Genomic DNA, 13,126 nt, shown 5'->3' with positions numbered 1-13,126 from the left:
ATTGAATTGACAGACTGAAAATCGAACTGGCACAACGATCGGATGCAAACCCACTAAGGATTCCCAGCAGGATCGGCGGCTGGTGGATTTTCTGTCGGCGGCACCGCGGCAGGCGGCGTATTCCCGTCGGGAGTTCCCGGCGTCGGATTGCCTGCGGTCCCGTTCGGGTTAGCGAGGGGATTCGCAGGGTTCGGCGGATTGCCACCCGGAACCGGTGATGGTTGACCGGATTGCAAACCGTTTTGCGGCGTCGTTTCGTCGCCAGTACCAGGATTCGGGTTGATACCGTTCGGCTGTTCTTGGCCAGGTGGCATCGGAGCCCCGTCAGCTGGCATCGGTGTCTCGCCCTCGCCTGGTGGCGTTTGATCGGGTGTAGCATTTTGTTGAGCGGCTTGTTGCTTCGCGACGTCTTCCGCCTCAGCTTCTTGAATCGCTTCTTCGTCGATGTCTGGTGAAGAATACAAAGTCATCAGACCAGCAATCGCAACGTCGGCGAGATAAGGATCTTCCATGGCAGCATCCCAGAGCGTTTGTTGCTCTTCGATACCTGGTGTCAGGACGACACCACCTGGGCCGGCAGTTCCGCCTGGTCCGCCCGGTAGTCCGCCCATCGGACCTTCACCGTAGCCACCGCCCATTGGCGTGAAACTTCGTGGACGACGTCGCATTGGGATCCCGCCGCCACCGCCAGGGCCTTCAAAGCCCATTCGACCACGACCGCGGCCGGTGCTGTTGGTATCCATGCCTTGAAAATCATGATGTTTTGAGACGTATTGCACTCGCAACAGCGTAACTGGCCAACCTCGGCTGACCAATGCGGCTTGAAGTCGGGGCAAATCGCTATGAAGCATGGTGACGTGCAGGTAGAAGCCACGAGTCTTGTAAGGGAGATCGGGCGAATCGTCGACATAGCGACGACGGTTTTCAAGACCCCCTGCACCCTCACGGCCGCCACCTCCGGGCATGATCCCTCCACCACCGTAACCACCTGGCATCATGCCGCCACCGCCACCGTGTCCACCGCCGCCACCAGGTGAGCCTTCCATGTCTCCACCCATCGAGGCTGCTGCGATCGGTGCATCAGAGCCAAAGACTGCGTCGAGTTCCGAAGAGAAATCGGCACTTTGCATGCCACCCATTCCCATTCCCTCACGACCACCGGGTGAGCGTTGACCGAACACTCCACCCAGTCCACCGCCACCGCCACCGCCATATCCGCCGCCTTCGGGCATACCGCCCATTCCTCCCATGCCTCCAGCGGTCGCTGCGAGGGCATTCGGGTCGGGACGGCTTCCGCCACGTAGGAACAACGTGTGAATTTCACGGATCGGAGCATCGGAAACCCGTCGGGCTCCATCGTTGACATCGGCAACGGCTTCCAAAAGTTGTTGGATCAGCCACAAGTCTTCTTGGGCATCCCACATTTCCTTCGGCGTTGGAGGTTCGGTGGCCCATCGACTCTTGGCGTCAATATGCTGAATGCTGCTTGGGAACCAGTTGTTACCGAACCCGAGACCGCCACCAGCCCCACCGGGCATCATCTCTCGGCCGCCCATACGACCCATTCCACCGCCACCAAAATTCCCTGTTCCACCGTCGACTTTCACCAGGCCCGTTTCCTCGCCGGTGTAGCTGACTTTGTAGGGACGAATCGTCGCTTCGACGACATCTTTCACGAAATGGTCGGTATAGGCGAAACGGTAGTCTTGCAGAATACTATTCGAGACCCGATCGCGGTACGACTTGTCCTGCATCCGGTCGGCCACTTCCGCCGGCCAGAACCAGAGCTGTTTTTGCTCATCGTAAAGAACGCGTTCCAGTTCCTTTTGACGTTCGGCCATCGACTTATTGACGAATTGGATACCGTCGATATAGCTCTGGTTAGGAGTGTTCGCACCACTGGGTGGAGCAAGTTTCGACAGCGTATCCCAGCGTTGCTGAATACGTTCGGCAATCGCACCGCGATCCATGAACCAACCGATGATCGGAACCAACAACGCGATTCCGCTGATGATCCAGAATTTGTGTTTCAGGATGGGTTGCAGTTTTTCCATGATGACATCCGCGTCAAAAATTGTTCGCCTAGGGAATGGCCAGCTTGAAGTTCGTTCAGACTGGCATTGTCAAAATCGATTCCCAAATCAAATGACGTCGTTCGTGAATCTTAAGTTCCATCAGCGAAAGCCGATTTCCAATTTTAGTAACCGCCGTGTCCGCCACCGCCTGGCATGCCCATCGAGCCTTCACCGCCCATGCCACCTACGGCACCGGCGGGAACCACTGCACTCGGCATGACAGCTTCCGTATCGAAGTGCTTCTTCTTGAAAGCGGCGAATTTTTCTTCCGTCAGTTCGATTTCCTGCTTCTCGGTATCTTCGCCGAGAAGTTTCCGTTTCCGAAGTGCCTCGTTAAACGCGGTGACCTGAGCCGTCACATCCTGCATTGTGGCTTCCGGGTTCTGCGAGAGCACTTGCCACAGGATGTTGTTGAGGTCGCGTTCGCCAAGCGGAGTCGGTTGCCAAACGAACTGTAGGACGAACTTCCACTCCATGAGTTCGGTGTTGCTGTCCAAGAGCTTCTTGTCTTCCATGGAAAGACCGGAATCCGTCCCGCCGCCCATGGGAGTCATTGGACCTCCGAAACGCATCCCGGTACCACCGGGCGGTTCGCCGTATCCACCGCCTCCACCGCCACCTCGCCCCATAGTGTTGCCCATGAGCATTTTCTGGATACGAAGATCGGGGTTGTACGTCCATTTCGTGTTCTGGGTGTCGATCAACGTTGCATGACTGATGCCGATTTCTCGAATCGGGAAGCCATCTTCGGCACGCCACTCCTGCAAATTCTTCAGGAATGTCGCTTCCTGGAATTTATGGCCGAGCGAATGGAAGTGATAGCCGTTGATCGTCACAACAAATCCGGGGCCTTCCGGCGGTTTGCGGTCGGCTTCTTTCATATACAACGCAGCGGTCTCGCTGAGACCGGCGTACCATGTCGATAGGTCGTCATAGTGCTGCTCGACAACGGACTGCACATGAATTCGGTTCTGCTGCTTGATGTCGCTGAGGTCGGCATCGACCTGCTGTTTCGGCAACGCTTCGTTGATGGCTTTATAGAGTTCGAGCCATTGCGTGCGTGACTCCAGGTTCTCGATAAGAACCGCACCCTTCTCCATGATTCCGGCGTGGGTGGTCTGCTCTGCCTGATAAGAGCTTTGGAATCCGCTGACCTTCGTCTGGAAGTTGGCAACGGCTTTTTCAGCGTCACCGAACCGGTCTTCGCTCACGGACTTCGCGACTTGGGCATACCCGATGCCTGACAAAGCAATGCCACCCAACAAAGCCGCTGCGGCTGTTGCGGCCCACGGCTTCTTTGCACGGATCTTGCGTGCAGTCACAATCTCTGGTGGCAGGAGTGTGGTGTGAATCCGCGTTAGTTTGAGTCCCTGCAACGCGAGACCGTATGGGACGGCAAACGTCAGAATATTCTCTTGGAACATCGAACTGCCAGTGACCGCGTCACCGGCGAGTTGGTCATATCTCGAGAGCCGGACGACATCGTACTGCAGATTCTGATGCAAGAACTTTTGCAGCCCTGCCAACTTGAAACCGTTACCAACGCCGATGACCTGTTTGATCTTCGCGCTGCGATTCACGCTGGAGAAGTAACCGATCGAACGTTGAATTTCCGAGACATAATCGTTGAAGACCGGTCGCAACGCTTGGAAGACGGCTCGGGGATCAGGTGCTTTCGTGGCGTTGCACTTGAGGTGTTCGGCCTTGGCGAAGGTCAGTTTCATTTCCTTCGTAAGTGCCCGGGTAAAGTGATTCCCGCCGATCGGCACGTTGCGAATCCAAATCTTCGCACCATTCGTGACAACCAATGTCGTGTTGTCGGCACCCATGTCGAGGACGATGTTGTACTCGTCGGTCGGTTCTTTATCACCGTCGAGCCGCAGTCCCATCTTGTCATAGCTGACCATATTATACAGGGCCAGCGGAGCCATCTGGATGCCGTCCGGCTCAATCTTTTGAGCCTGGAAGTACTTCAAGCGAGCGGCGATCTCATCGCGTTTCATCGCGAAGATGCCGACTTCGGCGTCGAGGAGGAAGTCACTTTCTTCGCTCCCTGCCGAGAGCACTTGGTAATCCCAGATCACGTCTTCAAGTGCAAAGGGAATGGTCTGCTTGGCTTCGTATTTAACAATTTCAGCAACTTTGTTGCCTGGAACCGGCGGGAGGTTCACGAACTTCGCAAGCGCCGTCTGGCCGGGCACACTGATAACAACCTGATCACCCTGCACGGAATTCCGAGAGAGAAATTCCGTGAGTGCTTGCGGAATGAGTTCCTCTGGGACGGCGTCTGGTTGGCTGAGGATTTTCGGGTGAGCGACATAGTCAAACGCGACTGCCACCACTTGGTTCGCAGCCTCGGCGTACCGCAAGCGGACGGCTTTCAAACCGGCTTGACCGATCTCGATTCCCCAAACTCCGCCACCAGTTTCGGCCATAGTTCGTCTCCTATCAACTCACACCACGATTCGCCAAAGCGGTCGCGGTTAAAACGTTTTCTTCGTTACGATTGGCAATATCGACTGCCCAATCAGCTCCGGTGATCCGTCGCAAGATTGGAATTTTCAACAGGATTGAGCAGCTTGGTTCGGTATTCAAATTGGACCGCGTGACCGAGGTGTAGATCCTGGCCGCAATCACTCAAGTGAAAGCTAACACGGGGTTTGAATAAAAGTCAACGAAAAAGGTGTTCTCGGCGGGTTCGCCTGGAACTCATACAAAGACTTTGTGGGTGATGCGGAAAACACCGTTGAACGCGTTGACGGTTGCCCGTTTTGCTGCCCAATCGTCGATGTGTCCGATTTGCCCTCAATATGTCTTAGAATGGTACGCATGTTGATAGGATGCTGACCAGTCCCTTTTCGTTCCCAAAAAACGCAAGAAATTTTCAGAGTCGAAGTTTTCCCGGCGGATTCGTTATCATACGCTCCGATTTGAATTCCGTTTTTCCGCCAATCGACAACCGGACCGCTATGACTATCCGGAGCGTAACCGTTCTTATCCCCTGCCACAGCTTGGAAGATTTTCCGACCGAGCTTCCCGACGATCAGGCGAGCAGTCTGCTCAATGCCTTTGCGGTCGCGTGGCATCCGAGTTTACTGGCCGAAACCCAAGCATTACCGGTTTGGGACCGATCCGATGAACCGCCCGACGATTTGGACGATCGTTTGTTCATCGTTCCGACCGCCTGTGACGATTGGCTTCCCGGTGGTTGGGTGGAACATGCCCAACTCCAAGGGGCGATCGTAATCTCCGGGATGTCCAGTCGTACGGAAATGCTGGCGGAAATCAAACGCATTCTGACACCAGAGAGAACGGCGAAATCGGATTTCGTCGCGGATTTCCTGGCCTTGGGCACGTGTTGGCTGCAAATGGAGTTGCTCACGCGACACATGCACCATTACAGCAACCTCGATGAAGTTCACCTCGAACGCGAAGCTGTGACCGCTGCAACGGCCGTACAGAATGACGATCTGGAAACGGCCGCCCGACATCTCAAGAATGCTTTTGAAGAACTGCTCGAAGCTCGGGAGCGGTTTTATCCGATTGGTTGCTACATCATCGATTTGTGTCTGCTGATCCCCCGCCTCGTCGAAGAACAACGCGTTGCATTCGAACAGTTATTAGAAGCAAACACCTGCGTGAATTTCGTCACCTCGGCTGAAGATTGGCAAACGATTGCCGAATCGAACGGCGAGTTGGTCGACCAAGTCAAATCCCGTTGGCGTGACGATCGCTTAGATCTTATTGGCGGTGATCTTCGAGAAGCACCACTGACGTCGCTGCCGATCGGGTCCGTTTTGTGGGAATTCGAGCAAGGTCGTCGGCAGTTCCAACAACTTTTCGACCGCAGTCCGGAAGTCTGGGGACGACGACGTTACGGTTTGTCGGGACAACTGCCGCAGATCCTCTCGAAGTCGGCGTTTATCGGGGCATTGCATTTGGTCATGGATGATGGCCTGTACCCTGAGGAAGATTCCAGCAAGATTCGTTGGGAAGGAATTGATGGCAGTGCGATCGATGCTGTCTGTCGCTTTCCGTTGACCGCCGAAGGAGCCGCCAGTTTCTTGCGGTTCCCGTTGCTGATGGCGGAGTCGATGGAACAAGACCAATCCGCTGCCGTCCTGTTCGCCCGTTGGCCGGAAGTCAAATCGCCCTGGCTTGGCGACTTGCACCGCATGAGTAAATACGCTCCGGTGCTCGGCGAGTTCGTGACTCTATCGAAGTTCTTCACCGATACCGATCAACCCATTCGCGTGTCGAACTTCGAAGCCAAAGAATACGCTCCACCATTTTTCATCCAGACGGCCGCACGATTGTTGCCCGATCCGATTAGTCGGTTTGCCGATCATGTCTCGCGACGTGACCGCTTCGAAGCCGGCCAGTGGTGTATGGCGATGACAAACACCCTATGCGGGAAGCCAGTCGATGACTCGCAGACCGACGAAGTCGAAGCCCTGGTCGAAAAAGCCAATCCCGACGCAGAACCGAACGAAAAACAGAACGTCGAGGAACGACTTGAAGACTTTCTACAGACTGCCGGCCGACGTTTGGCGAACGTGATTCTTCACGGAGCGACGGGGCAACCCGGAATTCTATTGTTGAATACACTCAGTACTGCACGAACGGAGACGGTCGCACTATCCGAACTGGCGAAGCCGCCGGTTGTCGAAGGGCCTGTAAAAGCGGTGCAATTTGACGACTCCCGCAAGCTCGCTGTCGTCGAGATTCCCGGTTCGGGTTTCGTATGGTTGCCTCGTCACGGGGCGGTTTCGAAGACCAAAAGCGAACCGCCGATGGCCGTCGAAAATATTCTTCGCAATGAGTTCTTCGAGGTCATGATCAATCCCACGACCGGGGGAATTTCGCGAATCAAGAATTACGGGCGGTCTCCCAACCGGTTGAGTCAACAATTGGCGTACCGTTTCCCGCACGAGCGGCAAGTCCCGGTCGGTCAATATGGCGATACGGAACCATCGTACTATTCGCGGATGGTTTGCCGGGATTTGGCGATCACGTCGGTCGGTCCCGCGGTCGGTGAGATCGTCACGAAAGGCGACTTACTCGATGACGCCACGGAAACCGTCCTGGCGGAGTATCGCCAAACCGTTCGAGTCAGTCGCTTTCGACGAGTCGTGGATGTCGAAATCGAACTGACACCGAAGAAAACTCCCGATGCCGACCCGTGGACGAACTACTACGCTGCCCGTTTTGCCTGGCACGACCCGGGAGCGGTACTCACGCGGGCGATTCAACAGGGGGCTCACGGTTTCATGGGCGAACGGTTCGAGACCACCGATTACCTCGAAATCGCTTCTGACGATGATCGCACAACAATTATCTTCCACGGTTTGCCGGCACATCGGAAGACCGATAGTCGCTTGCTCGATACTCTGTTAATTACACAGGGCGAATCAAAACGCAAGTTCCAGCTGTCGATCGCCGTCGATGAACCCTACCCGATGCAAGCGGCACGGGCGGCACAGACGCCGATTGTGGCGGTGCCAACGGAAGTCGGGCCGCCGAAATCTGGGCAAACCGGTTGGCTGTTCCATATCAATGCGACGAACGCTCAGGTTCTCCGAGTCTTGCCAGCGATGGCGGATTCGAAAAACTCCGAATGGAAAGCCAACGGTTTCGGGTTGCGATTGTTGGAAACCGAAGGGCGTAGCCGAAACGTGGTGATTCGATGCTTCCGCAATCCCTCGAAAGCTCGGACACGCGACTTCAACGGCCGCACCTTAGACACCCTTGTGGTGAAAGACGATGCCGTCTATGTGCCGATGAACCCCTATGAAATTGCCGACGTCGAATTCGAGTTTTGATCCTTCCGCAAAAGTTTGCGATTCATGATAGTAACAATTGATGGTCCGGCTGGGTCGGGCAAAAGTACGGTGGCTCGACAGCTCGCCAACCGATTGGGGTTTGAGTTCCTCGATACCGGGGCGATGTACCGTGTTGTCGGCTTACTGTGGAGTCGCGGCGAACATACGGACGAAGCCGCGATTCATGTTGCCAACATTGTACGGATCGAGTTTCAGCACGGGCATGTCTTAGCGGACGGGCATGATGTGACGGACGCAATCCGAACCGCGGAGGCTTCCGAAGTTGCGTCTCGTGTCGCCGCGATTCCAGCGGTGCGAGAGTCGATGGTGTGTTTGCAACGTGCGGCCGCGGAAAACACCGACATCGTGACCGAAGGGCGTGACCAGGGAACCGTGGTGTTCCCGCACGCCGAACGCAAATTTTTTCTGAGCGCAGCCCCGGAGGAACGGGCACGTCGGCGGTTTGAAGATCTCAAGTCGCAGCAAACCTATGGCGAGTTGGAAATCACCGAATCCGACGTGCTCCGGCAGATCCTGGAGCGCGACGAACGCGATCAAACACGCGAAGTAGCACCACTTGTGCCCGCTGACGATGCTGTGATTATCGACACGACCAACGTCGACGTCGAAACCGTGATTCAGCAACTCCTCGAACGGATTTGACCGCATTTGCGGTCGGCAAAAGACCGGTGCCCAGGGGCGGAAAGAACGAACCCGATTTGGCTCTTGCCCCTGGTTTTATGTCCCAGCCTCTATCAGAATCCGCGACGACGTTGAGTGCTGTAGCGGGCAAGCGCGTCTTCGATGACCGGATAGGCTTCCGAAGCCGGTTGGAACTCGTCGACTTCGACGGCTTTGCCTTCCAGAAGTTTGTAGTCCTGGAAGAACCGTCGCAGCATGCTGAGGCGGTGCTGGGGAAGTTCCATCGCCTCGTTGAACGAATTGTATTCCGGGTCGTGCGTGGCGACAGCCAGGATTTTGTGGTCCGGTTTGCCGCTGTCGATCATCGTCATCAGCCCGATGGCACGACTCTCGACGAGCGTCAACGGGGAGACAGCTTCTTGACACAGAACGAGAACGTCTAATGGGTCGTCATCTTCGGCCAACGTTTGCGGGATAAAACCGTAGCTGGTCGGGTAGTGGACCGCTGAGTACAACATGCGGTCCATTTTGAGCAGCCCGGTGCCCTTGTCCAGCTCGTATTTGACCTTCGAACCCTTGGGGATCTCGATGACAGTCATAAACGTGTAAGGTGCTTGTGCCCCTGGCGTGACATCATGCCAAGCGTGAGTCATGATTCGTCCGTTGGAAGAAGTAAAAGAAGTGCGCGGCGCGATTGTAGGCACATTGCCCACGCAGGCAAAGCCCGGAATGGGACCGTAGGATATCGGCCAAGAATTGAAATTGGAACGAATGGCAACCGTCTGTCGCGTGGCGGTCGGGCAGAGTCCAAAGAAAAAGCCTACCGAATCGGTGATTCGGTAGGCACGTTGTTCGTCTCGTGTCTCAACAGAACAAGGGGAGAGCGTTTCCCGTAAGGTAGTTAGGGGCAAACTGGTGACACGATCCGATGTCCAAGGTCCCTTTGGATCGGTCCTCATCCATGAGGTTGCATGATGGTTTTGCTTGCGATTCGTGGATGACCGGTACTATTGCAACCGGCGTTGTTCACGAATCATTCAGCGGGTTTTCTCTCGCGGGAGACTTCTAGAAACCGCAAGCACCGCCGACGCACGATGAGGTAGGTGAGGAGTAGTAAGTGGCGTGGGAAACTGGAGCGTAGCTGCTGTAGCTAACGTGCCCGCAGGACGAAGGAGCCGGGCTGGAGCAAGTGGTGGCAGGGGAACAGGTGGATGCACAGGCGGAGCTAACGACCTTGTAGGACGTTTGGCAGCTGGTCGTCGGGCAAGCGGAGTGGTGCACGACGTGGCTGGTTGTGCCGCAGCTGCTCGAACAAGCCGATTCGTAGACGACATTGCAAGAAGACTTGCAAGATGTGACGGTCGGTGTGCTGCAGGACGAGTAAACCACCGACGAGCCGCACGATGTCGTGCCGCAAGAGGTGTAGGTTGGTGTGCTGCAAGACGACGTGCCACACGAAGTGTAGGTTGGCGTGCTGCAGGACTTCTTGAAGCATCCGGCCTCGACCATGGTGGCTCCAGCGAGAACCAAGCCGAGTGAGAACACTGCGTTGAACAGGGGACTAATCTTCCTCATGGGGATTTTTCTTTCCGTAAGTAAGTTGCCAAAGGAAACGCTCTCCACGACGTTTCAGGGCCCGCCAATTCCGAACACAGACTTTGTCATCCGTTGTCTGCGTTCATCTCGGCTTTTGCCGTTAATTCGGGCAGATTGTACAGAACAGGTAGAATCGCGATGTTAGCTACCTCACACAAAATCAAATCATTCAGAAAAGACAGGCTAACTGCTTCAGCCGGATTTTTACCGACCTGGTCCCGTCTGTCTAGGAGGTGATAGGGTTTTCCTGGCGACTTCGAGGAAACTTACTTGTGTTCATGTGGTCATGTCTTGTCGGGAGGTGTTGTGTTTCTCTGGGCGGGAAAATCGTTTCTCCAAGGAATCCCAAGAGAAAAGCCGATGTGAAACTGCCGACCTCGCCGAAATAACAGAAACAATCGGAATAACCTGACCAAACTGGTCCGGAAACGCCGAAAGTTAGAGGTAGCGTGTCAAGTGCGGTTCTTTACCGTGACCGGCACGCTGAAGTGCGAAAGTGGTAGCACACGGCCGCAATGTTCCGTTTCGACCGATTGGGCAGACGGAAGTTCGGTGACAGATGCAACCCGTGAGTTTCGCTGCGGGAAAACGGACATTGTAGGCTCCCCGCATGGGGGCGGGACGGAGACGACCAAGTCGGTCGGCTCCTTGCGAGAACAAGCAGGAGATTCTTCATGCTCAGGTATCGGAACTGGATTCTCGGTCTGGGAATCATGGCCGCCCCCGGTGTTGTGTGGGGTGGTCCAAACGACTTCCCAACCGCACCGGCGAAGACCACGCAGGCGGCGAAAAGCAACCAAGAGTTAGCGAATGACGTCGCCTCCGTGTTGCGGTCGGCTCGGTTGGCTGGTTCAAATATCGACATCGTTTGTGGCAACGGAACTTGCAAACTGACCGGCCAAATCGCCAACGCTCAACAAAAAGCGATGGCGACCAAGTTGGTCGGCAAAGTCCCGGGTGTGACTCGGGTCGACAACCAACTGTCTCTGATTTCCGCACCATCGACCGTGCAACAAGCCGGTTACGATCAGCGGGAAAACAGCAACTTCGTTCAACAGGTCGGCTTCACGAAGTCGTCTTGCGGAACGACCGGATGTGCTGACCCGTCTTGCTCCAGCTGCGGGACGGCTCCTTCGATGTCGGCTTTCCCGACGCCGGGAGCTCCAAACGGCATCATGCAAGCTTCGGCCAACTCCGCACCGAAGGTTGGAAATCAAGAAGTTGCCGAACGGATCGGTGTCGCGTTGCGGCAATCGAACTTGGGTGATCAGCCCATCGTGATCCGCTACAAGAACGGCAAAGTCGTGTTGGCCGGTTCGGTGGCCACCAAAGAACAAAAAGCTCTCGCCGAGCAAGTTGCCGGCAGTGTTTACGGTGTCGGACAGGTCGAAAACCAACTGCAAGTCGGTTCGATCATGCAGGCATCCGCCTACCAACAAGACGGTGCCGGTGCTCCAATGGCACCGATGCCAATGGGAACACCTCCAATGCCTCCGGCAGCCGGTGGATATCCAATGCCAGGTGGTGGATATCCAATGCCAGGCGGTGCATACCCTGGTGGCATGCCAGCCGCTCCGCCACAGTATGGAATGCCGGGACCGGGAGCAAATCCCACCCTCTACAACAACCCCGCTATGCCACCATATGCATGGCCAGCTCAAGCCCAATACCCGAACGCTGCCGCGATTCAGTATCCGAAGCAGTACTCGGCAAGTGCTTGGCCTTACATCGGACCTTACTACCCTTACCCCCAAATCCCACTGGGATGGCGTAAAGCCAGCTTGGAATGGGACGACGGACACTGGATGCTCGACTTCGACTCCAAAACCGACCGTTGGTGGTGGTTCGTCAATCCGAAGAACTGGTAAGCCATAACGCTTCCGTGGGTCGCGCTAACATCACGACCCACGTAGGCTCACGGGATCGCACAATCTGTTAAACAGAACGCCTTCGGCTCACACCGAGGGCGTTTTGTTTTGTCCGAAGGTGTTGAGCGATAATGGGTTGCGTCGGAAGAATTATTCTCGTTTCGACCCGTAAAATCCGAACTTTTTCCCCAAGTTATCGCACCCTTCGACACGATATTAATGATGCAAGCCCAATTTTCGGGCGGTCAAACTTTGCAATGCGAATCATTCGGAACGAGACACCACGGATGTCGATCTTCTCGCGATTCACAAACGACCAAATCAAAACGCAGGCCACTGGGCCTGACGCAAGATCATCTCATCTCGACCAGAGACTCCGCCAAGATTCGTACGGGCGGGACGACCATTCACGGAGGGATCCCATGACACGTTTTCAGCAACTGGTCCGGCGGTCGGTCCTGGTCCTTGGACTGTCGACCGCACTGATCGGCTCTAGCGGTTGCTTAATCATCGACGGCTTTTTCCAAGTCCAGTCGGCCTTCTCGACCTTCTGGAAGACGGCCCCGTTCATTCCGGTCGGTGCGTACTTCAGTCAACGGATTGAAGACGTTTACCACGAAGAAGAGCGATACGGCCGTGTTCCGGTTTTGGACCCGGTCGAAGGTGAGAACGCTCCGTTGTTCTGTCTCGATCCACCAAGCCCGGATGAAGTTGTGCGAGCGTTGCCATCATCCGAAACCGGTGAAGGCGGATATGCGTTCCTCGCGGAAACGCAAATCAACAATGTGCGGATTGTGGTCGAGCCTATCGTGGACCGCATCGACGAATGCAAGTTCTACCCGCTCGTTGGACCGGCTCGCTTGCATCACTGTCACTACAAGTGCACGGTGTACTACGACAAGACCATCCGTTCCGACTGGCCGATTCCCTTCAGCCACGAAGACGCGACCGAATCGGTGGTTTACATCGATCACGACCACCTGATCCGCTGTGCCGGCCCAGTCGTTCGCTGATCGACAACCAAAACCATATCGCAAAATTCATAACACCTCGGAGTTTTCGGACTCCGAGGTGTTTTGCTGCGCTTCTGGTGCTTTGCGAAGATACACCAGAAGCAAAACGG

At 55.5% G+C, this 13,126-nt stretch carries 8 protein-coding genes; 4 read left to right on the top strand and 4 right to left on the bottom strand.

Annotated features, from left to right (window positions below):
* Nucleotides 1-53 precede the first annotated feature (53 nt).
* Nucleotides 54-2,054, bottom strand: a complete 2,001-nt coding sequence (locus AC5DDB_RS00925) for a hypothetical protein (RefSeq protein ID WP_491737784.1) — start codon at nt 2,052-2,054, stop codon at nt 54-56.
* A 143-nt stretch (nt 2,055-2,197) separates the two neighbouring features.
* Nucleotides 2,198-4,510 carry a type IV pilus assembly protein PilM gene (pilM, locus tag AC5DDB_RS00920; RefSeq protein WP_491737783.1) on the bottom strand — a complete coding sequence of 771 codons (2,313 nt, stop codon included), beginning with the start codon at nt 4,508-4,510 and terminating at the stop codon, nt 2,198-2,200.
* A gap of 534 nt (nt 4,511-5,044) precedes the next feature.
* Between pilM and AC5DDB_RS00915 the strand changes: the two genes are divergently transcribed.
* Together AC5DDB_RS00915 and cmk are read left to right on the top strand one after the other, a co-directional pair.
* A complete protein-coding gene (locus AC5DDB_RS00915) occupies nt 5,045-7,897 on the top strand; it encodes a hypothetical protein (RefSeq protein WP_491737782.1) in 2,853 nt (950 codons plus the stop codon).
* Between the two features lie 24 nt (nt 7,898-7,921).
* Entirely contained in the window at nt 7,922-8,560 is a 639-nt protein-coding gene (cmk, locus tag AC5DDB_RS00910) for a (d)CMP kinase (protein WP_491737781.1), read from the top strand.
* 92 nt (nt 8,561-8,652) lie between these two features.
* Here the strand turns inward: cmk and AC5DDB_RS00905 are convergent, their stop codons facing one another.
* Together AC5DDB_RS00905 and AC5DDB_RS00900 are read right to left on the bottom strand one after the other, a co-directional pair.
* The gene (locus AC5DDB_RS00905; protein ID WP_166819795.1) at nt 8,653-9,192 is read right to left on the bottom strand and encodes an inorganic diphosphatase; all 540 of its coding nucleotides are present in this window, start codon (nt 9,190-9,192) and stop codon (nt 8,653-8,655) included.
* 572 nt (nt 9,193-9,764) lie between these two features.
* Nucleotides 9,765-10,034, bottom strand: coding sequence for a hypothetical protein (locus tag AC5DDB_RS00900; RefSeq protein ID WP_491737780.1), 270 nt, complete (start codon nt 10,032-10,034; stop codon nt 9,765-9,767).
* Between the two features lie 775 nt (nt 10,035-10,809).
* Between AC5DDB_RS00900 and AC5DDB_RS00895 the strand changes: the two genes are divergently transcribed.
* Both AC5DDB_RS00895 and AC5DDB_RS00890 read left to right on the top strand, forming a co-directional pair.
* Nucleotides 10,810-12,003 carry a BON domain-containing protein gene (locus AC5DDB_RS00895; RefSeq protein ID WP_491737779.1) on the top strand — a complete coding sequence of 398 codons (1,194 nt, stop codon included), beginning with the start codon at nt 10,810-10,812 and terminating at the stop codon, nt 12,001-12,003.
* 422 nt (nt 12,004-12,425) lie between these two features.
* Nucleotides 12,426-13,016, top strand: coding sequence for a hypothetical protein (locus AC5DDB_RS00890; protein WP_491737778.1), 591 nt, complete (start codon nt 12,426-12,428; stop codon nt 13,014-13,016).
* Nucleotides 13,017-13,126 lie beyond the last annotated feature (110 nt).

Source organism: Thalassoroseus sp. (assembly GCF_984380535.1).
The sequence above is the reverse complement of the archived record's forward strand: the minus strand, read 5'-3'. Positions and strand labels throughout refer to the sequence as shown.

Coding starts and splice junctions, on each gene's coding strand:
- AC5DDB_RS00925 (WP_491737784.1), bottom strand. CDS start 2,054: ATGGAAAAACTGCAACCCATCCTGAAACACAAATTCTGGATCATCAGC.
- pilM (WP_491737783.1), bottom strand. CDS start 4,510: ATGGCCGAAACTGGTGGCGGAGTTTGGGGAATCGAGATCGGTCAAGCC.
- AC5DDB_RS00915 (WP_491737782.1), top strand. CDS start 5,045: ATGACTATCCGGAGCGTAACCGTTCTTATCCCCTGCCACAGCTTGGAA.
- cmk (WP_491737781.1), top strand. CDS start 7,922: ATGATAGTAACAATTGATGGTCCGGCTGGGTCGGGCAAAAGTACGGTG.
- AC5DDB_RS00905 (WP_166819795.1), bottom strand. CDS start 9,192: ATGACTCACGCTTGGCATGATGTCACGCCAGGGGCACAAGCACCTTAC.
- AC5DDB_RS00900 (WP_491737780.1), bottom strand. CDS start 10,034: ATGCTTCAAGAAGTCCTGCAGCACGCCAACCTACACTTCGTGTGGCAC.
- AC5DDB_RS00895 (WP_491737779.1), top strand. CDS start 10,810: ATGCTCAGGTATCGGAACTGGATTCTCGGTCTGGGAATCATGGCCGCC.
- AC5DDB_RS00890 (WP_491737778.1), top strand. CDS start 12,426: ATGACACGTTTTCAGCAACTGGTCCGGCGGTCGGTCCTGGTCCTTGGA.